This is a genomic window from Methylobacterium sp. WCS2018Hpa-22, from assembly GCF_031843785.1.
Lineage (GTDB): Bacteria > Pseudomonadota > Alphaproteobacteria > Rhizobiales > Beijerinckiaceae > Methylobacterium.
Genome location: NZ_JAVTJA010000011.1, coordinates 132,385 through 154,480 on the forward strand (window position 1 = coordinate 132,385; position 22,096 = coordinate 154,480).

At 68.8% G+C, this 22,096-nt stretch carries 17 protein-coding genes; 11 read left to right on the forward strand and 6 right to left on the reverse strand.

Features of this window, described 5'->3' with window-relative positions; translation table 11 throughout:
* Nucleotides 1–64 precede the first annotated feature (64 nt).
* Nucleotides 65–775 carry a response regulator transcription factor gene (locus RQI43_RS16025; RefSeq protein WP_018046124.1) on the reverse strand — a complete coding sequence of 237 codons (711 nt, stop codon included), beginning with the start codon at nucleotides 773–775 and terminating at the stop codon, nucleotides 65–67.
* A 338-nt stretch (nucleotides 776–1,113) separates the two neighbouring features.
* Between RQI43_RS16025 and RQI43_RS16030 the strand changes: the two genes are divergently transcribed.
* The 7 genes from RQI43_RS16030 (at nucleotide 1,114) to RQI43_RS16060 (ending at nucleotide 9,784) form a co-directional block, all read left to right on the forward strand.
* Complete coding sequence (locus tag RQI43_RS16030) at nucleotides 1,114–1,950, forward strand: DUF2470 domain-containing protein (RefSeq protein ID WP_311275784.1); 837 nt, start codon at nucleotides 1,114–1,116, stop codon at nucleotides 1,948–1,950.
* 162 nt (nucleotides 1,951–2,112) lie between these two features.
* Nucleotides 2,113–5,061 (forward strand): response regulator, encoded by a 2,949-nt coding sequence (locus RQI43_RS16035; protein WP_311275835.1) that lies wholly within the window; start codon nucleotides 2,113–2,115, stop codon nucleotides 5,059–5,061.
* Nucleotides 5,062–5,180: 119 nt separating this feature from the next.
* Nucleotides 5,181–5,468 (forward strand): BrnT family toxin, encoded by a 288-nt coding sequence (locus RQI43_RS16040; protein WP_311275785.1) that lies wholly within the window; start codon nucleotides 5,181–5,183, stop codon nucleotides 5,466–5,468.
* Nucleotides 5,443–5,793, forward strand: coding sequence for a BrnA antitoxin family protein (locus RQI43_RS16045; RefSeq protein WP_311275786.1), 351 nt, complete (start codon nucleotides 5,443–5,445; stop codon nucleotides 5,791–5,793). Before RQI43_RS16040 ends, RQI43_RS16045 begins: the two co-directional genes overlap by 26 nt.
* Nucleotides 5,790–6,050: a hypothetical protein gene (locus tag RQI43_RS16050; protein ID WP_311275787.1), complete on the forward strand. Its 261-nt coding sequence runs from the start codon at nucleotides 5,790–5,792 to the stop codon at nucleotides 6,048–6,050. The genes RQI43_RS16045 and RQI43_RS16050 overlap by 4 nt, the downstream gene beginning before the upstream one ends.
* A 195-nt stretch (nucleotides 6,051–6,245) precedes the next feature.
* Nucleotides 6,246–8,051 (forward strand): translation elongation factor 4, encoded by a 1,806-nt coding sequence (gene lepA / locus RQI43_RS16055; protein WP_056422367.1) that lies wholly within the window; start codon nucleotides 6,246–6,248, stop codon nucleotides 8,049–8,051.
* A gap of 188 nt (nucleotides 8,052–8,239) precedes the next feature.
* Nucleotides 8,240–9,784 (forward strand): diguanylate cyclase, encoded by a 1,545-nt coding sequence (locus RQI43_RS16060; protein ID WP_056422365.1) that lies wholly within the window; start codon nucleotides 8,240–8,242, stop codon nucleotides 9,782–9,784.
* 167 nt (nucleotides 9,785–9,951) lie between these two features.
* Here RQI43_RS16060 and RQI43_RS16065 read toward each other — a convergent pair whose 3' ends face one another.
* The gene (locus tag RQI43_RS16065) at nucleotides 9,952–11,400 is read right to left on the reverse strand and encodes a methyl-accepting chemotaxis protein (RefSeq protein WP_311275788.1); all 1,449 of its coding nucleotides are present in this window, start codon (nucleotides 11,398–11,400) and stop codon (nucleotides 9,952–9,954) included.
* A gap of 412 nt (nucleotides 11,401–11,812) precedes the next feature.
* On the opposite strand from RQI43_RS16065, the gene RQI43_RS16070 reads away from it, so the two are divergent.
* Nucleotides 11,813–14,887, forward strand: coding sequence for an N-6 DNA methylase (locus RQI43_RS16070; RefSeq protein ID WP_311275789.1), 3,075 nt, complete (start codon nucleotides 11,813–11,815; stop codon nucleotides 14,885–14,887).
* 79 nt (nucleotides 14,888–14,966) lie between these two features.
* On the opposite strand, the gene RQI43_RS16075 is transcribed toward RQI43_RS16070, so the two are convergent.
* From RQI43_RS16075 to RQI43_RS16090, 4 genes are all read right to left on the reverse strand, one after another.
* The gene (locus tag RQI43_RS16075) at nucleotides 14,967–15,395 is read right to left on the reverse strand and encodes a hypothetical protein (RefSeq protein ID WP_311275790.1); all 429 of its coding nucleotides are present in this window, start codon (nucleotides 15,393–15,395) and stop codon (nucleotides 14,967–14,969) included.
* Nucleotides 15,396–15,540: 145 nt separating this feature from the next.
* The gene (locus RQI43_RS16080; protein WP_056422356.1) at nucleotides 15,541–15,927 is read right to left on the reverse strand and encodes a hypothetical protein; all 387 of its coding nucleotides are present in this window, start codon (nucleotides 15,925–15,927) and stop codon (nucleotides 15,541–15,543) included.
* A 65-nt stretch (nucleotides 15,928–15,992) separates the two neighbouring features.
* The gene (locus RQI43_RS16085; RefSeq protein WP_311275791.1) at nucleotides 15,993–17,864 is read right to left on the reverse strand and encodes a methylmalonyl-CoA mutase family protein; all 1,872 of its coding nucleotides are present in this window, start codon (nucleotides 17,862–17,864) and stop codon (nucleotides 15,993–15,995) included.
* Nucleotides 17,865–18,104: 240 nt separating this feature from the next.
* Nucleotides 18,105–18,908, reverse strand: a complete 804-nt coding sequence (locus tag RQI43_RS16090; RefSeq protein ID WP_056423249.1) for an undecaprenyl-diphosphate phosphatase — start codon at nucleotides 18,906–18,908, stop codon at nucleotides 18,105–18,107.
* A 206-nt stretch (nucleotides 18,909–19,114) separates the two neighbouring features.
* Between RQI43_RS16090 and RQI43_RS16095 the strand changes: the two genes are divergently transcribed.
* The 3 genes from RQI43_RS16095 to RQI43_RS16105 are packed head-to-tail and all read left to right on the forward strand — an operon-like array spanning nucleotide 19,115 to nucleotide 21,881.
* Complete coding sequence (locus RQI43_RS16095; protein WP_018041671.1) at nucleotides 19,115–19,807, forward strand: glutathione S-transferase family protein; 693 nt, start codon at nucleotides 19,115–19,117, stop codon at nucleotides 19,805–19,807.
* Nucleotides 19,804–21,021: a tRNA epoxyqueuosine(34) reductase QueG gene (gene queG / locus RQI43_RS16100; RefSeq protein WP_405030642.1), complete on the forward strand. Its 1,218-nt coding sequence runs from the start codon at nucleotides 19,804–19,806 to the stop codon at nucleotides 21,019–21,021. Before RQI43_RS16095 ends, queG begins: the two co-directional genes overlap by 4 nt.
* Nucleotides 21,018–21,881, forward strand: a complete 864-nt coding sequence (locus RQI43_RS16105) for an SDR family oxidoreductase (RefSeq protein ID WP_311275792.1) — start codon at nucleotides 21,018–21,020, stop codon at nucleotides 21,879–21,881. The genes queG and RQI43_RS16105 overlap by 4 nt, the downstream gene beginning before the upstream one ends.
* Nucleotides 21,882–22,096: the final 215 nt, after the last annotated feature.

Here is a 22,096-nt window from a genome sequence, read left to right on the forward strand (position 1 = left end):
CCGTTCGAGCGGGCGGCGCGTGGCGGTGCCGGGCGGGCGGGAGTTCGGCGTCCGTGCGCCGCGCTCAGCCTTCCTTGAAGCGGTAGCCGACCCCGTACAGGGTTTCGATCATGTCGAAATTGGTGTCGACCACTTTGAACTTCTTACGCAGGCGCTTGATGTGGCTGTCGATGGTGCGGTCGTCGACGTAGACTTGGTCGTCATAGGCCGCATCCATGAGGGCGTTGCGGCTCTTCACGACGCCGGGCCGGTGAGCCAGGGCCTGCAGGATGAGGAACTCGGTCACCGTGAGGGTGACGGCCTCGCCCTTCCAGGTGCAGGTGTGCCGCTCCGGGTCCATCATCAGCAGGCCGCGCTCCAGGGAGCGGGCGGCGGCATCGGCCTCGCGCGCGGCGGCGCCCGGCCCGTCCTTGGGGGCGAAGCGGCGCAGCACGGCCTTCACCCGCTCCACCAGGAGGCGCTGCGAGAACGGCTTATGGATGAAGTCGTCGGCGCCCATCTTGAGGCCGAACAGCTCGTCGATCTCCTCGTCCTTCGAGGTCAGGAAGATCACCGGCAGGTCGGATTTCTGGCGCAGGCGGCGCAGCAGCTCCATCCCGTCCATGCGCGGCATCTTGATGTCGAAGATCGCGAGGTCGGGCGGGGAGTGTTTCAGCCCGTCGAGGGCCGAGGCGCCGTCGGTATAGGTCTGGATCCGGTAGCCTTCGGTCTCGAGGGCGATCGAGACGGAGGTGAGGATGTTTCTATCGTCGTCCACGAGGGCGATGGTGGGCATTTCGCGTTCCCTGTTGCTCGGATGCGGCCTTCGCGGACGTCAGTTCGCTCATGTCGTCTCCGCATCCCGCCCTCCGAAGACGAGGGCCGGCAAGACGCGCTGGCGAACCATTCGAGAAGCAGGGTCGCATTCGCGCGGAGAGTCAGGCTGTGTAAAGACTTCGGTTGAAAAAAGCGAGCTTGCCCGGTGGATATGTCGGTTTGACGCTTGACTGAGGCCGTCGTGCCGCAGTCCAGCGGCCTCGCGTAAGCGGTCCGAGTACCCCTATCATCGCGATTCTGAATGAAGGCCGGCGGTCGAAAAGTCCGGTCCGAGACCTCTTGAGGGCAGGGTGCACCATGGCTGACGGAAACCGGATCGAAGAGGGTCGGGGCGAGGCGGGAGGGGCACTGCCGCAGCGGCGGGGGCCCGCCGCACCGCTCCCGGCCTCCGAGGCCCCGTTCGATGCGATCGGCCTCGCCCGGCATCTCTTGCGCAGCATCCGCTCCGGGGCGCTGGCGAGCCTCGACGCCCAGGACGGGACGCCCTTCGCCTCGCTGGTGACGATCGCCACGGATGTGGACGGCACGCCCCTGATGCTGCTCTCGCGCCTCTCGGCCCATACGCGCAACCTCCTGGCCGATCCCCGCGCCTCGCTGCTGTTCAGCGCCGGCGGCAAGGGCGATCCCCTGGCCCATCCCCGGCTCACCGTCACCGGCCGCGTCAGCCAGACCACGGAGCCGCGCATCCGCGAGCGCTTCGTCGCCCGCCACCCGAAGGCGAAGCTCTATGCGGACTTCCCCGATTTCGGCTTCTTCGCCCTCGAACCCAGCGCCGGGCATCTCAACGGGGGCTTTGCCAAGGCGGCCACGCTGACGCCCGCCGAACTCCGCCTCGACCTGTCGGGGGCCGAGGCCCTGATCGCCGGCGAGCGCGGGGCGGTGGAGCACATGAATGCCGACCATGCCGACGCCCTCGCCCTCTACGCCAAGGGCGAGGGCGGCGGCGACGGACCCTGGCGCCTGACCGGCCTCGATCCCGAGGGGATGGACCTCCTGGCCGGCGACCGGACCGCGCGCATCCGCTACCCCGCGCCGGTCACCGACATGGGCAGCCTGCGCAAGGTCCTGGTGGAGATGGCCGCGAAGGCCCGCGGCGCGGAGGAGGATCGCGGCCCGGTTCCGAGCGGCGGTTGAACCGGGCCTTCCGCCACGCAAGCGACGGGCCTGCCGCTACGCAATCGAAACGACTCCGCGTTTAGGTGAGGCGAGGCAGGCCTCCCGTCGGGACGCCCATCGGCAGGGTGGCGAGCGGTGATCGGAGGCAGAGAGCGGAGGCAACACTCGGCCGTGGCGACCATGATGGTCTTTGCCCTGGCCATCGCGCTTCCTCTCATGGTGCTCACCGTCATCACCACGGATTGGTATGTCGCGGCGGAACGCGCTCGCCTGCAGACGATGGGGCAGCTCACCGGAGACCACCTCCGCGAGCGCCTCGACCGCGATCTCTCCGAGATGAGCGCGATGGCCAGGACCCTGGCGACCTCGCCCTCCATCGACGCCCAGGATTGGGCGCGGTTCGACGCCCAGGGTCGGGCGCTGGTGGACACCACCGAGTTCACCGTGTCCCTCACCCGCTTCGACGGCCGCCACATCGTGAATACGCGTGTGCCCGCCGGTCAGCCCATGCCGACCTCTCCCCGGCCCGACATCGTCGCGGCGCTGCTCGCCACCCGGCTTCCGGTCATCTCGTCGGCCGTCAAGAGCGCGGTGACCGGGGCCGACATCATCCTGATCTGCGCCCCGGTCCTACGCGGCGGCCCACCGGACATGTACGTCTCCGTCGCCATGCGGGTGGATCACTTCGCCCCGCTGATCGCCCAGGCGGCGATCGACGATTCGTTCGCCGCCGTCTTCGTCGATGGCGCGCAACACGTGATCGCGCGAACGAGCGATGTGCCGAAACCGTCCGCATCGCCGGCCGGCAGCCCGTTTCCACCCATGTCGAAGCTCCAGCTGCTGGAGGATTGGGAGAAGGCGGAAGCGAGCGTCATGGAGTTCCGCCATCGCTCCGGCGTCTCCGACTGGACGGTGGTGACCGGGCTGGACCGGGACGCGTTCGAGGTTCCCCTGCGGCGGTCCCTCGTGATCCTGTCCCTCCTCGCCTTCGCGCTGCTGGGCAGCGGCGGGATCGTCGCCTGGCTTTATGCCCGTCAGGTGGCGAAGGCGGTGCGAGCGCTGCGGCGGGCCGTCAAGGCGATCGGGCGGGGCGAGACCGTCGAGCCGCCCTCCAGCCAGATCCGCGAGGTGAACCAGATCGGCCTGGCCCTCGTGACGGCAGCCCGCGTCTCGGCCGAGCAGCGCGCCACCATCGCGGAGGCCAATGCCCTCCTGGAGGTCCGGGTGGCCGAGCGCGGTCGTGAGCTCGCGGCGAGCCAGGCGCATTACCAGCTCCTCGCCGAGACCATGACCGACGTCGTCATCCTGCGCCATGCCGATTGGCGCATCGCCTATGTGTCGCCCTCCGGAGCGGCGCTGTTCGGTACGGAGGGGCCGGATTTCGATCCGCGCGCGCGCATCCACCCCGACGACCTAGCCGCCTTCTCGGCTGCGGATGCCCGCCTCGGCCCCGACCGGCCGAGCATCGTCTCCCTGTTCCGGATGCGCCATGCGGATGGCCGCTGCATCTGGATCGAGGCGGTCAACGACCTTCTCACCTCGGCGGAGCCGGGGGACCCCAACGTGATCTCCACCCTGCGGGACGTGACGAAGCGGCAGGATCAGGCCGACGAGCTGCGCATGGCCCGCGACGCCGCAGAACTGGCCCAGGCCAAGGCCGAGAATGCGAGCCGGGCGAAATCCGAGTTCATGGGCCTCGTGAGTCACGAGATCCGGACCCCCCTGACGACGATCAAGGGCTTCACCGACCTCCTCGCGCACACGACCGGCCTCTCGACCGATCAGGTCCGCTATCTCGCTCTCGTCGGGGCGGCCACCGATTCCCTCATCGGCACGGTGGACGATGTTCTCGACTATGCCCGGGCCGGGCAGGGCGACCTGCGCCTCGACCGTGTTCCCCTCGACTTTCCCGCCCTGGTGAAGGGGGCGGCCGATCTCGTGCGGCCCATGGCCGAGGCGAGGGGTGTCGCGATCGACGTGACCGTCACCTGCGAAGGCTCCCGCCGCGTCCTCGGCGACGAGCGCCGCCTGAGGCAGATCCTCCTCAACCTGCTCCAGGACGCCATCGGCACGCTGCGCCGGGGCAGCGTCGCCCTCGCGCTGCAGGGTCCGCGCGGCGGCGAGCCCGTCGAGCGCTGGCGCGTCTCCGTCACCGCGCAGGCCGACGAAGACCCGGAACAGGCCGCGTCCCGTACCGTGGCTCTTGATGGCAGCGGCCTCGGTTTCATCATCGCCCAGCGCCTCGTCGGCCTGATGGGGGGCGGGCGCATCGACCGGAGCACACCGCTGGGCGAGGCGGCGGCTTATCGATTCTCCCTCTCCCTGGCGCCGGCGCCCGTCCTGACAGACGCCGCCCCGGCCCCGAGCCCAGCCGCGACCGGGGCGGGCCGCATCCTCGTGGTGGAGGACAACCCGATCAACCGGGAGGTCGTCCAGGCGATGCTGCATCGTCTGGGCTACGGCGTCGACATGGTCGCCGACGGAGAGGCGGGCATCCGCGCAGTCCAGGCCAGCGCCTACGACCTCGTCCTCATGGATGTGTCGCTGCCCGGAATGGACGGGACCACGGCCATCCGGCGCATCCGCTCCCTGCAGCACCCGGCGCGCCGGGTGCCGATCGTGGCCATGAGCGCCAATCTGATGCCGGACCGGGTCCGGGACCTCACGGGAGCCGGCGCCAACGGCTATCTCGGCAAGCCGTTCGATCTCCCGACCCTGTCGCGGGCGGTGGCCGAGCAGATCTCTTCCATCGTGCTGCGGGAGCGGGACGAGAGCATGCCGATGCCGGAACGGCCGCCGATCTTCGACCGGGCGGCCTTCGACGCCCTGATCGCCGAGATCGGCGCGGAGGCGGCCCGCGAGGCGGTGCGCGCCTTCGTCCGGCGCCTCGACCATTCCGCGGTGGACCCGGGGGCGGCCGATGGGGAATCACTCGCCGCCGAGGCCGACAGGACCGGATTCCGCGACCTCGCCAAGGCTTACCGGACCCTCGCCGCGCTTTCCCCCGGTGCCGCGCGCGACGAGGCCGAGGGGCGATGCCGCGTCGCCCGCGACCTGATGAACCGCATGGTCCACGAGATCACGGGGCCGACCATGCCCGAGATCCGCCAGACGGTGGCTTTGCTGTGAGGGGCTATCTCACAACGCCTGCTGCATAAGACCATAACCTTTTACGTTCGGGCGATTTATTTTTCGCTGTAGCGAAAAACCGTTTGGCATCGCCATTAAGCGCCCCTACATTTAATTGTGTGACCGCGACCTGGGACGAGCATAAGCGCAAGGCCAACCTGCTCAAGCACGGGCTGGACTTTGCCGACTTCGACGCTTTGTTCGATGCGGAGCGGGCGCTCATTCGCCCGACCCGGCCGAGCCGCACTGGCCGCAACCGCTACATGCTCATCGGCGAATGGAACGACGTCCTCGTCGTGGTCGTCATCGTTTCACCCCTGGGGACAGAGGCGTTCGATATCGTCAGCATTCGCCGCGCAGATACAAAGGAGAGGAAGGCTTATGACGACCACCAATCCCAAGCCTGAGGGCGTCAGCTTCTCCCAGGACGACTGGGACGAGGTGGCCGACTCGCCCCCGATGACCGAGGCCGAACTCGCCGAACTCAAGCCCCTCAAGGAAGGGGCGCCGGAGATCTACAAACTCATGACGAAGCGCGGGCGCGGCCGGCCGCCCGTTGAGTCCCCCAAGGTGAACCTGACGCTCCGGGTCGATCCCGCCGTGCTGGACGCCTACAAGGCGACCGGCGCGGGCTGGCAGACGCGGATGCACGAGGCCCTTGCGAGGGGCGCGGGAGACTTGGCGAGGCGCGCGGGAGACTCGGCGAGGGGTACAGGAGACTTGGCGCGATGACGGGCGAACGGATCTATTCGGTGGAGCTTCGCCGAGAGGAGGACGGCGCGCTCCACGCCTATTGCTCTGCCGTGCCGGAAGCGATCGCCTGGGGGGCGACCCGCGAGGAGGCATTGCATGAAATGGGCGAGGCCCTGTTGGCCGTCCGGCGGGGGCATGAGCGCTGGGGCCTTCCTATGCCGCCGCCAAACGAGGGGACTCCGGAGGAGACCGAGCGTGTCGCCTTACGGGACGTCGTCTCTACCAGACGACGATGACGTCGCCTCACCGTCGGCTGTTATGAGACCCGCCGCACCCGGAACCGAGGGGCGCGACCACGTGCTGATGCGGCTCCGCTTGGCGTGCCGGGGCCACACTGCTATCTCCCGACACGCGTCCACACACCGAAAAGCCGTGCGCCGGGCCCGTCCTTACGCCGACGGACCGCGACCGCGCCGGAGACAGACCCCTCGATGACCACCGTCCCCATCGACAACATCCGTAATTTTTCCATCGTCGCGCATATCGACCACGGCAAGTCGACGCTGGCGGATCGGTTGATTCAGACCACCGGCACGGTGGCGCTCCGTGACATGAGCGAGCAGATGCTCGACTCCATGGACATCGAGAAGGAGCGCGGCATCACCATCAAGGCGCAGACCGTGCGCCTCGAATACAAGGCGGAGGACGGCAAGAACTACGTCCTCAACCTGATGGACACCCCCGGCCACGTCGACTTCGCCTACGAGGTCTCGCGCTCGCTCGCGGCCTGCGAGGGCTCGCTGCTGGTGGTGGACGCGTCCCAGGGCGTCGAGGCGCAGACGCTGGCCAACGTCTACCAGGCGCTCGACGCCAACCACGAGATCGTGCCCGTCCTCAACAAGATCGACCTGCCGGCCGCCGAGCCCGAGCGCATCCGTGCCCAGATCGAGGAAGTGATCGGCATCGACGCCTCCGAGGCGGTGGCGATCTCGGCGAAGAGCGGCCTCAACATCGAGGCGGTGCTGGAGGCCATCGTCAAGCGCCTGCCGCCGCCCAAGGGCGACCGCGACGCGCCCCTCAAGGCCCTGCTGGTGGACAGCTGGTACGACGTCTATCTCGGCGTCGTCGTGCTGGTGCGCATCGTCGACGGCGTGCTCAAGAAGGGCATGAACATCCGCATGATGCGGGCCGATGCGGTGCACGGCGTCGACAAGATCGGTGTGTTCCGCCCGAAGATGGCCGATATCGGCGAGCTCGGCCCCGGCGAGGTCGGCTTCTTCACCGGCTCGATCAAGGAGGTCGCCGATACCCGCGTGGGCGACACGCTCACGGAAGACAAGCGCCCCTGCAAGGAGATGCTGCCGGGCTTCAAGGACGTGCAGTCCGTGGTGTTCTGCGGGCTCTTCCCGGTGGATGCCGCCGAGTTCGAGACCCTGCGCAGCGCCATGAGCAAGCTGCGCCTCAACGATGCGAGCTTCTCCTACGAGATGGAGACCTCGGCGGCGCTCGGCTTCGGCTTCCGCTGCGGCTTCCTCGGGCTGCTGCATCTCGAGATCATCCAGGAGCGCCTGGAGCGCGAGTTCAACCTCGACCTGATCTCCACGGCCCCTTCCGTGGTCTATCGCCTGCAGATGACCGACGGGACGATCAAGGAATTGCACAACCCGGCCGACATGCCGGACGTGATGAAGATCACCGCCATCGAGGAGCCCTGGATCCGCGCCACCATCCTCACGCCCGACGAGTATCTCGGCGGCGTCCTGAAACTTTGCCAGGACCGGCGCGGCACCCAGGTCGACCTCAACTACGTCGGCAAGCGCGCCATGGTGGTGTACGACCTGCCCTTGAACGAGGTGGTGTTCGACTTCTACGACCGCCTGAAATCGATCTCGAAGGGCTACGCCTCGTTCGACTACCACATCTCGGATTACCGGGAGGGCGACCTCGTGAAGATGTCGATCCTCGTCAATGCCGAGCCGGTGGACGCCCTCTCGATGCTGGTCCACCGCAGCCGCGCCGAGCATCGCGGCCGGGCCATGTGCGAGAAGCTGAAGGACCTGATCCCCCGCCACCTGTTCCAGATCCCGGTCCAGGCGGCGCTCGGCGGCAAGATCATCGCCCGCGAGACCATCAAGGCCCTCTCCAAGGACGTGACCGCCAAGTGCTACGGCGGCGACATCTCGCGCAAGCGCAAGCTTCTCGACAAGCAGAAGGAGGGCAAGAAGAAGATGCGCCAGTTCGGCCGCGTGGAGATCCCGCAGGAGGCGTTCATCGCTGCGCTGAAGATGGACGATTGAGGAAGGCCGAAGGCGGGGCACTGTCCGTTTTCAACCCCAGGTAGCGCTGCCGGGTTCGGCAACCCGGCCTTAAGACATCCGGCTTACGATGCCTCGTCCTAGGTATCGTGACAGGGACGGCGTCCTGGCGGGAGCGAGGGCGGCGTTGTCAGAACCAAGACCCCGAGGGGGGCTTGGGAGGGGGTGAGATGATCCTGGTGCGACGACTCGCTCGCAGGTTCCAGTCGGCGCATACGTGGATCGCCTTCGGAATCCTGGCGCCTGTGGGCATGCTCGTCGTGTCGGCCATCATGTTGCTCGACCTCCGGCAGGATGCCTGGGAGAAGGCCGAGCAGACCTCCCAGAACCTGCTGCAGGTCATCGAACGCGACATCGCCCGCAACATCGAGATCATCGATCTCTCGCTGCAGGGCGTCATCGAGAACCTGAAACTGCCCGCTCTGGCCAATCTCTCGCCCGACCTGCGTCAGCTGATCCTGTTCGACCGGGCCACCACCGCGCAGGATATCGGCGTGATCCTCGTCCTCGACGAGAAGGGCGACAGTATCCTCGACGGCCAGGCCATCCCGGCGCGCCCCGTCAACAATTTCGACCGCGACTATTTCCAGGCCCACAAAGCCCGGGCCGGCCTCGGCCTCCTCATCAGCCGGCCGCTGCTGTCGCGCCTGACCGGCGCTCGTGTGATGGTGCTGAGCCGCCGTGTCGACAAGCCGGACGGGTCCTTCGGCGGGGTGGTGCTGGGCACGCTCAAGCTGTCGTATTTCACGCGGCTGTTCGATCGCCTCGGCCTCGGCAGCGAGGGCGCGATCAACCTGTACCTGCGCGATGGCACGCGCATCATGCGCTACCCGTATATCGACTCCCAAATCGGGCTGAGCATCGCCGGCTCGTCCAATCTGCAACGATTCGTGCGGGAGGGCAGCGGCAGCTTCGTCGCCCCATCCGCCCGCGACGGGGTCGAGCGGAACTATGCCTTCACGCAGGTCGCGACCTTGCCGCTGATCCTCAACGTCGCCCTGGCGGTGAACGAGATCGAGGCCGAATGGCGCGCGAAGGCGATCGTCATCAGCGCCATCGTGGTGGTGCTGTGCGGCCTGACCATCGGCCTCTCGCTCCTGTTCGGCCGGGAGTTGGAGCGGCGCACCGCGATGCAGATCGAACTCGCCCGCCAGTCGCGCACCGATGCGTTGACCGGCCTGCCCAATCGCCGCCGGTTCGAGGAGGCCCTGGCCGCCCTGCGCAGCGACGCCGCCCTCGCGACCCGTCCCTTCGCGCTTCTGGCCATCGATGCCGACCACTTCAAGCGTTTCAACGACCGCTACGGGCATGCGGTGGGTGACGACGTGCTGCGCGGCCTCGCCCGGTGCCTGCTGGAGAGCATCCACCGGCCCGCCGACATCGTCTGCCGGGTGGGCGGCGAGGAATTCGTGATCCTGCTGCAGGACGGCGACAAGGACGAAGCCCTGCGCATCGCCGAACGGGTCCATGCCAGGGTGGCGCTTCTGTCGGTGGAGGCGGCCGGGATCGAAGCCGGATCGGTGACCGTGAGCATCGGCGTCGCGACCATGGGCGCGCCCGCGACCGATCCCCTGGCGCCATCGGACCTGTACAGTCTCGCAGATGCGGCCCTCTACGAGGCCAAGGCCAACGGCCGCAATCAGACCCGCTGCGTCGAGCGCCGTCGCGGGGAGGCGGACCGGCGGCAGGCGAGCTTTCGTCTGGCGGGCGCCTGACGGCTCATTCCGGTTCTCACCGACCCTGACCCAAGGTCGGGGTCGGTGAGGTCCGGCGGATGACCGCCGCCGCGCCGTCGCACGGGCGGACCTCGATGAGGCAGACTCAGCGAGGTCCGGTATCACACCGGTGCGGAGCCCGTAGGACTGCGTGTCGGCACAGGCCTTCAACGGGCCGAGACGGCCAGCTGCCGCGTCGCTTCGCCGAGGTCGCGACCCTGGTCGCGCAGGTGGCCCGAGGTCGCCCCGAGGGCCTGTGACGAGGCCAGCGCCTCCTCGGTCGTGGCGCGCAGGGCGTCGAGGTGGCGGGTCGCTTCGAGGATCGTACCGCGCACCCGCGACACGCCTTCGGCGATGCCGCCCGCAGCCTCTTGGTGGGAGGCGCTGACGCGGGAAATGTCGGCAGCGCTGACGCGGACGGATGTCACCTCGTTCCGCACCGAGGCGAGGGAGGCGGTCGATTGGGCGGCGACCTCCCTGAGGCGACCGATCTGCTGCGAGATCTCGGCTGTGGCGGTGCTGACCCGGTTCGAGAGGTCCTTCACCTCCGCAGCCACCACCGAGAAGCCACGTCCGGCGGTGCCCGCGCGGGCCGCCTCGATCGTGGCGTTGAGGGCCAGGAGGTTGGTCTGGGCAGCGATGGTGCCGATGAGGTCGCTGATCTGCCCGATACCGGCGATCCGCTCCTGGAGTTCGGAGAAGACGTCCACCGCCTGATCCAGGATGCCGCCCGTCCGGTCGACGATGATCTCGACCTGCCCGGCATGGGCGCTCGCCTCGCGCGAGAGCGCGACGAGGCCCTGAGCGGCATCCGACACGCCGTCGATGTCGCGGGAGGCGGCGAGGTTCGCCCGGTCCGCCTGGGCCCGGCTTTCGTCCACGGTCTCGGCCACGGCGAGGACCGTGCGGGCGCCCGCCTCCACCTGCATGGTCGTGTCCGCGAGCCCGGAGGCGATCCCGTCGAGGGCCGCCATGAGCGAGCGGACGCGCTCGCGCTGGGCATGGTCGGTGACCGTGATGGCGAGGCGGTCGGCCACGTAGGCCATCAGTTCGAGCAGGGCTTCGTTCAACTCCGCCTTCTCGCGGGAGAAGAATTCCAGCACGATCTCCACCCGGTCACCGATGCGGACCGGGAACATGAAGCAGCCGCGTACGCCGTTTTCCCGCGCCGCCGTCGCCCGGACGAAGCCGGGCACAACCGTCACGTCCTCGCAGGAGATCGCGCGTCCCTCCGCGCAGACGCGCCCCACCAGCCCTTGGCCGGGGGCGAAGACCGCCCGCTCCGAACTTGCGACGAAGGCGTCCGTCCGCCCCGGCTCGTCGGACGGGGCGAGGTACCACGCCCTCATCGACACCATACTGCCCGCGTCCCCGCCGTCCTGATCCATGCGTCGGTAGGCATGGGCGATCGGCCATTCGGTGAAGCGGCCGACGATGGCGAGGCAATCGACGATAGCGGCCTCCGGCGTCGGCGCGTTGGTGCAGGCACGCGAAATCGCGTTCAGGAAGGCGAGCACCGCGCCGAGGTCGTGCGACAGCATCCCGGCCGCAGGCGGGGTCTCTTCCCGCCGCCGCCCGGCCCTGCCGAGCCATCCGTCGACGATCGACCTGACCATGAAACCCTCATGCGAGCCTTGCGAGCCTGTCGGTCCGGGCGACCGGAAGCCGGGCCCGGTCGGCAGCCTCTTTGCAGCCGGAACTTAGCGTCCCTTTCCTTGATCAAGCCTTCGGTTCATCCCGCGCGACTGGGTAATTTGGTGTCAATCCTGCGCAAATTCTCATCAAAGATCCGGCGCGACCGTCCACGGTGTCGCGAGTTCATGGCGGTTCCGGTCCGGGCGGAATTTGGAACGTACCCGCGACGGGTTTCCTCCAGGCTCACCTCGCAATCCTCGATCGCCTCTCCGCGCTTCGCCCTTCGCTCTTCGCCCCTCGGCAAGGTCGGCCTCCCCACAGGCATCGTGCGCTCGACCCTTGATTGACAACCTGAGGTATACTAACCCGCTCTTCTCTCCTGAGGAGGCGTGGATGTCGATCGACGGTGATTCCCTGAGCGCGATCGTCGCGGAACTCTCGATCCGTCCGGGACATGAGAAGGTCAGGGCTCTGCTCTACCGCCTGCTGACCGAGGCGCTGGGCGCCAAGAGCGAGCAGATCTTCTTCGAGAGAAAGATACCTGAGGTTAGGGGCCGTCTCGATGCCCTGCTCGGCCGGACGATCATCGAGATCAAGTCCGACCTGCGCCGGGAGGGCAAGGAGGCCGAGGCCCAGCTCACCCGCTACCTGCCCGAACGCGAGGGGGCCACCGGCCAGCGTTACGTGGGGCTCGCCACCGACGGCGCCAGCTTCGTCGCCTACGAGATGCGGGACGGCGTCCTGGTGCGGCTCACCGAGCACGAGGTGAGGCTGGCGGATGCCCGTGGCCTCACCGCCTGGCTCGAAGGCGTCATCGCCGTCCTCGACTGGCTGCCGGCGGACGCGGCCGGGATCACCAACGAGCTCGGCCGCCAGAGCGCCGCCTTCGCGCGGACCCTCGGCCTCCTCGCCAAGGCCTGGGAGGCGCTGGCGGCGGACCCGGAGGCGGTCCTGAAGCGGCAGCTCTGGTCGCGCCATCTCGGCTTCGTCTACGGCAAGGCCATCGACGACGACACGCTCTGGCTCCAGCACACCTATCTGGTCATCCTCGCCAAGGCGATCGCCGCCGGAACCATGGGCGCCACCGGGCGCTCGCCCGAGGATCTGCTGTCGGGGCGCGCCTTCCACGAGGCGGGGGTCCACGGCGCGGTCGAGACGGATTTCTTCGGCTGGGTGATCCAGGCGCCGGGCGGGGAGGCCATCGTCGCCAGCCTAGCCGCGCATGCCGCCCGGTTCGACCTCGGCAGCGTCGATGTCGATCTTCTGAAGGTGCTCTACGAATCCCTCATCGATCCGGCGCAGCGCCACGATCTCGGTGAATATTACACCCCCGACTGGCTCGCCCGGAAGGTGGTGCGGCGTGCCCTCGACCGGCCGGCCGAGCAGACCTGCCTCGATCCCGCCTGCGGCTCGGGCAGCTTCCTGTTCCACGCCGTGCGCCTCAAGCGCGAGGCCCTGATCGCGGCGGGCGTGCCGCTCACCGAGATCGCGTCGCGCTGCTGCGCCTCGGTCACGGGGCTGGACGTCCATCCGGTGGCCGTCATCTTCGCCCGCGTCACATACTTGTTGGCGCTCGGCGACGCCCTGCCGGGGCGAGGCGGCGACATCTCCCTGCCGGTCTATCTCGGCGATGCGCTGCAATGGAACGTGAAGCGGGACGCGTTCGAGAGCGACCTCGTGGTCGAGGTGCCGCGCGACCCCCGCGAGGGCCGCAAAGGCGCGCCGACCCTGCGTTTTCCCCTCGGCCTCTGTGCCGATCCACCCCTGTTCGACCGCGTCGTCACCGCCATGCACGATGCCAGCGAGGCCGGCCGCACGGCGGACGCCTTCGCGCGCGGGCTCGCGGGGCTCGGCGTCGCGGCGGAGCAGCACGCGACGCTCGTCACCACCTTCACGATCTACGACCGCCTGCGCCGGGCCGGGCGCGACCATGTCTGGGGCTTCTTCGCCCGCAACCTCAGCCGCCCGGTCGCGCTCTCGGACGGCGCCAGGGTCGATGTCGTCATCGGCAACCCGCCCTGGCTGTCCTACCGCTACATGGCGCCCGCCCTGCAGGCCCTCTTCCGGGATACCGCGCGACGGCTCGGCATCTGGGTCGGCCCCGACGAGGCGCGGCTGGTGACGCAGACCGATCTGTCGGGCCTGTTCTTCGCACGGGCGGCGGAACTCTATGTCCGGCCGCCGGAGGGCGACCGGCCGGGCGGGCGGGTCGCCATGGTGCTGCCGCTCGCCGCCATGAGCCGGGGCCAGTTCCGCGCCTTCCGAACCGGGGACTGGACCGAGGTCCGTGTCGCGTTCTCGGACGCCTGGGTTCTCGACAATCAGGCCGTCTCGCCCCTGTTCAGGGTTCCCACCTGCGTCCTGTTCGCCGACGTCACGGCGGGGGAGGCCCGACCGACGCCCATGCGGGTCACGGCTTTCGCCGGGCGCCTCCCCTTCAAGGACGTGCCCGAGGAGGTGGCGGATCGCTGCCTGCGGCAGGATCAGGCCGATGCGCCGGTGGCGGCGAGTTTCGAGGCCGGGTCGCCCTATCGCCCGCTCTTCCATCAAGGGGCGACCCTGGTTCCGCGCATGCTGTGTCTGGTGGATCGCGTTCAGTCCGGCCGTCTCGGCGGCAACGCCGCAGCGCCGCTCTTGAGAAGCAGGCGGTCCCTACAGGAGAAAGCTCCTTGGCGAGACCTGCCCGCTCAACAGGGGGCTGTCGAAAGCGGTTACGTCCGGCCGGTCTATCTGGGCGAATCCATCGCGTCGTTCCGCGTTCTGAACGCATTCGAGGGCATCGTGCCCGTGGCGTCCGATGGGAATGTTCTCGACGCAAAACAGGCGAGCGATCGTGGTGTGAACCGTCTCGGCGCCTGGATGCGACAAGCCGAGGCAAGCTGGGCGCAACACAGCGCCGGACGCATCACCCTCAAGCAGCGATGGAATTTCCAACGCGGATTGTCCTCGCAATTTCCGCTGCCGCCCATTCGCGTGGTCTTCGCCAAGGCCGGATTATGGCCCGCGGCCTGTATCGTCAGGGATCGCCGGGGAATCATCGACCACAAACTCTACTGGGCGGACATTCCTTCCGAGGACGAAGCCCGCTTCCTTATCGCCATCCTCAACAGCGAGGCGGCTCGCATCCGCATCGCCCATCTGCAGAGCCGGGGTGAGCAGGGCGCGCGGGACTTCGACAAACTGATGTTCACGCTTCCGATCCCCCGCTTCGACCCGCGCGAGGCGGTCCATGCCGGGCTGGCGGCGGAAGGCGCGGTGGCGGAGGAGGTGGCGGCCGCCGTCGCGCTGCCCATGGGGGCCTCGTTCCAAAAGGCGAGGGCCCTGGTGCGGGACGCCTTGCGGGAGGAGGGCGTGTCGGCCCGCATCGACGCTTTGGTGGAGACGCTCCTCGGGCCTGATCCGCGCCTCGCCCTGCCGGACGACGAGGCCGTTCCCGCCCGCGACGAGGAGGAGACCGTCGACGCCTGATACCGAGGCCCGGCGGACGACCGCTGCCGCACGGACAGGCCTGAGTGAACCGGACCCGGCGAGGCTCGGTTCGAGGCCGCTACTGGGCCTTGTCGCCGGTTTCCGGGGCGGTCCTGTCGGCGGGCGGTTCGGCGGTCGCCACCGCCGTGCGTTCCAGCATCGGCTGGAGGCGGATGGCGAGCTCGCCGCCGAGATGGCGGGTATAGGCGGCCTTGAAATAGCGCTGGCCGGTGCCGTTGCCGAAGAGCCGGTCATGGGTGCGGATCATCGCATCCACCTCGGGGCGGCAGAGGAAGCCGATGATTCCCGCCGCCTCGTACCAGCGGCCCGCCCGGGCGTGGCGCATGGCGGCCGGGTTGGCCATCACCGTCTCGGCGAAGCAATCCGTGGCGGCGCGCTCCAGCGGCGCCATGGCCGCATGGGCGTGTCCGGGTGTGCGGGGCGCCGCGTTCGCGGCACCCGCCGTCGCGACAAGGGTCAAGAGAGCGCCAAGCAGCCGAGCTTTCATCGCGCACATACCTCGAGGTCGATCGAAATCGATTCGCCCCAAGTATTCATCGAAGACTTGGACAGGAACAGGGCACGGTGCGCCCCGAAACCTGCGATGCGAGATTTCGTGAGCCGACTGTGCCCGGCCGATCACAGGGGCCGGATCAGCCCCGCTTCTCGGCGTTCCAGCGGCCGGAGCAGCGGATCGCGCCGTTGCTCGTCCATGTGCCGCTGCCGTAGCCGCCGCGATCCAGCTGGCCGACCACGGTGGCACCGTCGGAACCGCGCATGATCGTCGCCCGCACGGAGCCGTTGCCGGAGACGCGCCCCCGGATGTCGAAATCGCCGCCGGGATAGCTCGCCTCGCCCTTGGCGATCCGGACGCCGTAGCGATAGGCGCGATCGCAGGGGCCGTCCTGGGTGATGACCTCGATGCTCCAGGCGCCGTCGTAGCGGTTGGGCACCGAGACTTTCCGCGTGGCCGCCTCGGTGGTCCCGAGGGACGTCGTGAGGAGGGCGAGGGAGCCGGCGGCAAGAAGGAAGCGTCGCATCGTAGCCTGTTCTGCAAGGACGTGATCGGGGCTGGGAACGTCCCTGATCGCGTATCGGTTGCGGTTCACGCTCCTGTGGCTTCGCCCAAGGCGGCCTGAAGCAGCGTGAGGAGATCACCTCCCGCGTGCAGATAGGCATCGACCCCCGCCGCTTTGAGCCCCTCCGCGAGATCGCCGGGCTTGCCCGCGAGGTACACGGTCGTTGCGCCCGCTTTCTTCAGAGCCTCGGCCGCCGCGATGGCGTGAGTGGCGTAGAGGGCGTCCGACGAGCAGAGGCAGGCGATGCGCGCGCCGGATGCGGCGAAAGCCCTGGCCAGTGCGTCGCTCTCCGAAAAACCCTCTTCGTTCACCGCCTCGATGCCGCCGGCCGCGAAGGCGTTGGCGGCGAAGGTCGAGCGGGCGTTGAAGACGGCGACCGTCCCGAGATTGGCCAGGAACACCCGAGGGCGCCGCCCCGTCTCGGCGAGATGGGTGTCGGAGGCGTCGCGCAGGGCCTCGTAGGGCTCGGCGAGGCGGAAGGAGGGCAGGGCCTCGCAGGTGGTCGTCCCGGCCCCGTCGAGAGCGAAGGCGGGCGCCACGACATCGGAGGGCGGCAGGTCGAGGACCGTGACCGGCTTCTCGGCGAGGAAGGGGAACTCGCTCGCCCCGGTGAGCGGCTCGCGGCGCGTGGCGACGTTCTTCGCGCGGGTGGCGCGGGTCTCGCCGATCCGGGCCTGGATCGCGCCGGCCTGCAGGCTGGCGACGATGCCGCCCTCCCGCTCGATCGCCTGGAAGGCGGCCCAGGCCGTGGTGGTGAGTTCCTCGGTGAGCGCCTCGAACCCGCCGGCCCCAGCCGCCGGATCGGCCACGCGGGCGAGGTTGGATTCCTCGATCAGGACGATCTGGCTGTTGCGGGCGACGCGCCGGGCGAAGGCGTCGGCGAGGCCCAGCGAGGCGGTGTAGGGGATGACGGTGACGGAATCAGCGCCGCCGAGCCCGGCCGAACAAGCGGCCATGCCGGTGCGCAGGATGTTCACGAACGGGTCGTTCCGGTTCATCATCCGCCACGCGGTTTCGGCATGCAGGCGCAGCGGCTTCGGGTCGAGCCCGCAGGCGGCCTCCACCCGCGCCCAGAGGCGGCGCATGGCGCGGAACTTGGCGATGGTCAGGAACTCGTCGGCATCGGCCACGAGGAGGATGGCGACGGCATCGCGGGCACGGGCGAGGTCGTGCCCGCCGGCCTCCAGCATGCGCAGATGGGCGACGGCCGTGGCGAGGGTGGCGGCGAGTTCCGCCGCCTCGCTGGCCCCGGCTTCGTGATAGGGGCGCCCGTCGGCGAGCATCGCGCGGCCGGTGAAGCCGGCTCCGTCGAACTCCGACAGGAGCGCCGAGACAGCCTCGCCGATCTCAGGGAGCGTCGCGTCGAGGCGGCCGGTGGCGGCGAGCGTCCCGATCGGGTCGAGGCCGAGATCGAGGTCGAGGCTGCCGAGATCCTCGTTGCGGTGCGCGGCCAAAGCCTTGACCAGGCGGGCGGCCTCCAGCCCGCGCCCGCCGGCATCGAGCCGCGTCGCGATGAGGGAGAGCATCACGCCCGACAGGGCGGTGTCGAGGGTTGCCACGTCTCCGGCATCGAGGCCGAAGCCGCGCGCCGAGACCGAGCCCGCGAAGACGAGGTTCAGCGCATCGGCGCCGCCTTCGAGATCGGCCATGGCGAGATCGTGGGCGGCCTGCGCGTCCGGGTGGTCCACCCGCTGGGCGATGCGCCAGGGGCCGGGCGCGCGCATGGGCTGCGCCACCGGCGCGGCGGGCTCGTAGAGCGGTTCGATCCGGATGCCGTCCGCCGTCTTCGAGACCAGGCGCTTTTCGAAATCGCCGCCCTTGAGCACGCCCTCGACCAGGCCGAGCCACCGCTCACGGGTGGGCGTGGGGAACAGGTCGGCGAGGGGGCGATTGTCCATCGTCAGGGCCTTGGCGCACGCTTCCGCCGGCCGCGCGTGGCCGGACGCTGTCGGCGACAGCCCTCGCACGGCGAGGCTTGCCGGGCAACACGCCCGACTCATCAAAGAAATCAGCGCGGACTCAAAGAAAAACGAAGGTCGGAGCCAAGTCCCCAACCTGCTGCATCCCGAGCCTGCTGCCCGCGCCTGGGCCCCGGGGTCCCGGCACGAGCGCGGGTCCGGAGCCGCGAGGCGGGTTCGTCAGCCGAACAGGATCAACCCCGCGAAGCCGAGCGAGCCGACGATGATGCGCCACCACGCGAACAGCCGGAAGCCGTGGGAGGAGACGTAGTCGAGCACGGTGCGGACCACGACGAAGGCCGAGAGGAAGGCCACGACGAAGCCGATGACGATGAGCCCGGCATCGTCCTGCGAGAGGTTCTTGTAATTGTCGAGGAGGTCCTTGGCGAAGGCGCCGGCCATGGTCGGGATCGCGAGGTAGAACGAGAACTCGGTGGCCGAGCGCTTGTCCGCTCCCATCAGCATCGCGCCGACGATGGTGGCGCCTGAGCGCGACACGCCGGGGATCATCGCGATGCACTGGAACAGGCCGATCTTGAAATCCATCGGCAGGGTGAAGTCGAAGACGTCGCGCTTCTTCACCTCGAGGTCGGTCTCGTCGAGGACGAGAAGGACGAGGCCGCCGGCCACCAGGGTGGCGCAGACGATCCAGGGATTGAACAGGTAGAACTTGATGGCTTTCGAGAACAGGCCGCCGATGATCGCCGCCGGCAGAAAGGCCAGCAGGATGCCGAGGACGAAGCGCCTCGCGTTCGGATCGCTCGGAAACGCCACGGCGATTCCGAGGAGGCGGCGGAAATAGACGGCCAGGATCGCCAGGATCGCGCCGAGCTGGATCAGCACCTCGAACGTGTTGTTGGGCGATTGGAAGCCGATGAAATGGCCGACCAAGAGCTGGTGGCCGGTGGAGGAGACCGGAATGAACTCGGTGGCGCCTTCGACGACGGCGAGCACGACCGCCTTCACGATGCTCATGGCATCCATCATGTCTCGCCTCGGTTGTTGTGGGGTGGGAGCGCGGGGTCGCCGGACGGTGTCGGCGATCAGAGTTGACGAGCGGTTACCGGAACATGTCCAGCGTGTTAATGAGGCGGCAATGATCGGGCAATAAGTCTCGACTGGCGACCCTCACCCACCGGCGGTCTCGATACGGCGCGTCCCGCGGTTCCATCCCCTTCGAAACGGCCTCTATGGCGACGCTTCACCACTCCCCCTTCTGTCCGCATTCGCGCTTCATCCGTCTCGTGCTCAGCGAGATGGGCATGGAGCCCGCACTCGTGGAAGAGCGGGTCTGGGACCGGCGCGAGGCGTTCCTCCTCATCAATCCGGCCGGGACGACGCCGGTCCTGGTGGAGGAGACCGGGCTCGCCGTGCCGGGGGCCGGCATCATCGCCGAGTATCTGGACGAGACCCGCGGCCTCGGCCTGTCCGGGCGCCGGCTGCTGCCGGAGGCCACCGCCGATCGCGTGGAGGTCCGCCGCCTGCTCGACTGGTTCCTGGTGAAGTTCGATGCCGAGGTGACCGGCTATCTCGTCACCGAGAAGATCTCGAAGCGCTTCATGACCAGCGCCAATGGCGGCGGTCCGCCGGACATGCATGCCATTCGTGCGGCGCGCACCAATGTGCGCTACCATATGAAGTATATCGGCTACCTGATGTCCCGCCGGAAATGGATCGCCGGCGACCATCTGACCTATGCGGATCTCGCGGCCGCGGCCCACCTCTCCTGCGTGGATTATCTCGGCGACGTGCCATGGGACGAGGACGAAACGGCGAGGGACTGGTACGCGCGGCTGAAATCGCGCCCCTCCTTCCGGACGCTGCTGGCGGACCGGGTGCCGGGCATGGCCCCGGCGGATCATTACGCGGACCTGGATTTCTGAACGCCCCTTCGGGCCAGTTCCGGGCAGAGGGCAAGCAGGCGGCCGGCCGCCGTGAGCAGCGCAAAATTCTCTCCGGCGTTGCCCTGAGGCAGGCGCTCGAGGCCCGCGCCCGGCATCTCGGCTTCGACGCGGTGCGGGTGACCACCCCCGATGCGGTGCCGGCCCTGCGCGAGCGGCTGCCGGCCTGGCTCGCCGCCGGGCATCACGGCGAGATGGAGTGGATGGTGGAGCGCGCGGACCAGCGCGCCGATCCGGCGATTCTCTGGCCGGGCGTTCGCAGCATCGTGATGCTCGGCATGAACTACGGCCCCGAGGCCGATCCGCTTTCGCTGCTGGCCCTCAAGGATCGCGGCGCCATCGCGGCCTATGCCCAGCGCCGCGATTATCACGATGTGGTGAAGGGCAAGCTGAAGGAGCTCGGCGGCTACCTCTCCGCCAAGGGCGACGTGCGGGTGAAGGTTTTCGTCGATACCGCGCCGGTGATGGAGAAGCCGCTCGCCGCCGCGTCGGGCCTCGGCTGGCAGGGCAAGCACACGGTCCTGATCTCGCGTGAGCACGGCAACTGGCTCCTGCTCGGGGCGATCTATACCTCCGCCGATCTCGTGCCGGATTCAGCCGAGTCCGACCATTGCGGCTCCTGCCGGCGCTGCCTCGACATCTGCCCGACCGCCGCGTTTCCCGCCCCGTACCAGCTCGATGCGCGGCGCTGCATCTCCTACCTCACCATCGAGCACGAAGGGCCGATCGCGCCCGAATTCCGCGAGGCCATCGGTAACCGGGTCTTCGGTTGCGACGATTGCCTCGCCGTCTGCCCCTGGAACAAGTTCGCCGCCGCCGCCTCGGAGGCGCGCCTCGGCGCGCGGGCCGACCTCGCCGCGCCTCCCCTCGCCGAACTGGCGCGTCTCGACGATGCGGCCTTCCGGGCGCGGTTCGCCGGAACCCCGGTGAAGCGCACGGGGCGCGACCGCTTCCTGCGCAACGTCCTCATCGCGATCGGCAATTCCGGCGATCCGGCGCTCGCTCGGGAGGCCGAACGCTGTCTCTCCGACCCGTCGCCCCTGGTGCGCGGCATGGCGGTCTGGGCGTCGAGCCGCCTCACCGACGCGGCGGCGATGCGCAGCCTTTTCAACAGCCACGCCATCGGCGAAACCGATGCCGAGGTCGGCGCCGAATGGCGCGCGGCACTCGATCACGCGGGAAACACGTCGGCATGAACCTCTTCGTCTTCGGTCTGGGCTTCACGGCGCGCCGCTTCGTCGAACGCGCGGCGGGGCGGTTCGGCGAGATCCGCGCCACCGTCACCGACCCGGCCCGGCCGGGCGCTGGCCTCGACGGCGTCGCCCTGCGCGGCTTCGGCCCCGAGACGGACGACGCGCGGATCGCGGGCGACCTCGCCGATACGGACGTGCTGCTGGTTTCGGCACCGCCGTCCCGCGACGGCGACACGGTGCTGGCCCACTACCGGGACGCCATCGCCGGCAGCCGGATCGGCTGGATCGGTTATCTCTCCACCATCGGGATCTACGGCGACCAGCAGGGTGCGTGGATCGACGAGACGACGCCGCCCAACCCCACGAGCGGGCGTTCGCATGGCCGCATCGCCGTGGAGAAGGCCTGGCTCGCCTTCGGGCAGGAGACCGGTAAGGCCGTGCAGGTGTTTCGGCTGTCCGGCATCTACGGGCCGGGCCGCAACCCCATCGTGAAGCTGCGCGAGGGCAAGTCGCAGCGCATCATCAAGCCGGGTCAGGTGTTCAACCGCATCCATGTGGACGACATCGCCACGACCCTGCTCGCCTCCATCGACAGGCCGAGGGCGCAGGCGGTCTACAACGTCACCGACGACGAGCCGACGCCGCCGCAAGTGGTGACCGAATACGCCGCCGGCCTCGCCAACCTGCCGCTGCCGCCCGAGATCGATTTCGAGACGGCGGATCTGAGCCCGATGGCGCGCAGCTTCTACGGCGAGAACAAGCGCGTGCGGAACCGCCTGATCCGCGAGGAGCTCGGCGTCGATCTCGCCTATCCGACTTACCGCGAGGGCCTGGCCGCGCTGGTGGCCGATGCCAGGGCGTGACGTTCGAGAACATATCCCATCGCGAGGACGACGCAGATTTCGGTCATTTCCCTCACAGGAGGGAGCCGAATGGCAGCGAAGCGTCTGTTGTCGCGACTGCGTCTTTGCTCAGGCATGGATGATCTACGGCGGAATGAATGATTTCAGTTTATTTTTAATCGGGCCTCGACCGTAGGAATCTCCCTTGCGCGACCGGTTTTCGGATCGGGCTGTAA

Excerpts from the sequence above, each read along its gene's own strand:
- RQI43_RS16025 (WP_018046124.1), bottom strand. The coding sequence starts at position 775 with ATGCCCACCATCGCCCTCGTGGACGACGATAGAAACATCCTCACCTCC.
- RQI43_RS16030 (WP_311275784.1), top strand. The coding sequence starts at position 1,114 with ATGGCTGACGGAAACCGGATCGAAGAGGGTCGGGGCGAGGCGGGAGGG.
- RQI43_RS16035 (WP_311275835.1), top strand. The coding sequence starts at position 2,113 with ATGATGGTCTTTGCCCTGGCCATCGCGCTTCCTCTCATGGTGCTCACC.
- RQI43_RS16045 (WP_311275786.1), top strand. The coding sequence starts at position 5,443 with ATGACGACCACCAATCCCAAGCCTGAGGGCGTCAGCTTCTCCCAGGAC.
- RQI43_RS16050 (WP_311275787.1), top strand. The coding sequence starts at position 5,790 with ATGACGGGCGAACGGATCTATTCGGTGGAGCTTCGCCGAGAGGAGGAC.
- lepA (WP_056422367.1), top strand. The coding sequence starts at position 6,246 with ATGACCACCGTCCCCATCGACAACATCCGTAATTTTTCCATCGTCGCG.
- RQI43_RS16060 (WP_056422365.1), top strand. The coding sequence starts at position 8,240 with ATGATCCTGGTGCGACGACTCGCTCGCAGGTTCCAGTCGGCGCATACG.
- RQI43_RS16065 (WP_311275788.1), bottom strand. The coding sequence starts at position 11,400 with ATGGTCAGGTCGATCGTCGACGGATGGCTCGGCAGGGCCGGGCGGCGG.
- RQI43_RS16070 (WP_311275789.1), top strand. The coding sequence starts at position 11,813 with ATGTCGATCGACGGTGATTCCCTGAGCGCGATCGTCGCGGAACTCTCG.
- RQI43_RS16075 (WP_311275790.1), bottom strand. The coding sequence starts at position 15,395 with ATGAAAGCTCGGCTGCTTGGCGCTCTCTTGACCCTTGTCGCGACGGCG.
- RQI43_RS16080 (WP_056422356.1), bottom strand. The coding sequence starts at position 15,927 with ATGCGACGCTTCCTTCTTGCCGCCGGCTCCCTCGCCCTCCTCACGACG.
- RQI43_RS16085 (WP_311275791.1), bottom strand. The coding sequence starts at position 17,864 with ATGGACAATCGCCCCCTCGCCGACCTGTTCCCCACGCCCACCCGTGAG.
- RQI43_RS16090 (WP_056423249.1), bottom strand. The coding sequence starts at position 18,908 with ATGGATGCCATGAGCATCGTGAAGGCGGTCGTGCTCGCCGTCGTCGAA.
- RQI43_RS16095 (WP_018041671.1), top strand. The coding sequence starts at position 19,115 with ATGGCGACGCTTCACCACTCCCCCTTCTGTCCGCATTCGCGCTTCATC.
- RQI43_RS16105 (WP_311275792.1), top strand. The coding sequence starts at position 21,018 with ATGAACCTCTTCGTCTTCGGTCTGGGCTTCACGGCGCGCCGCTTCGTC.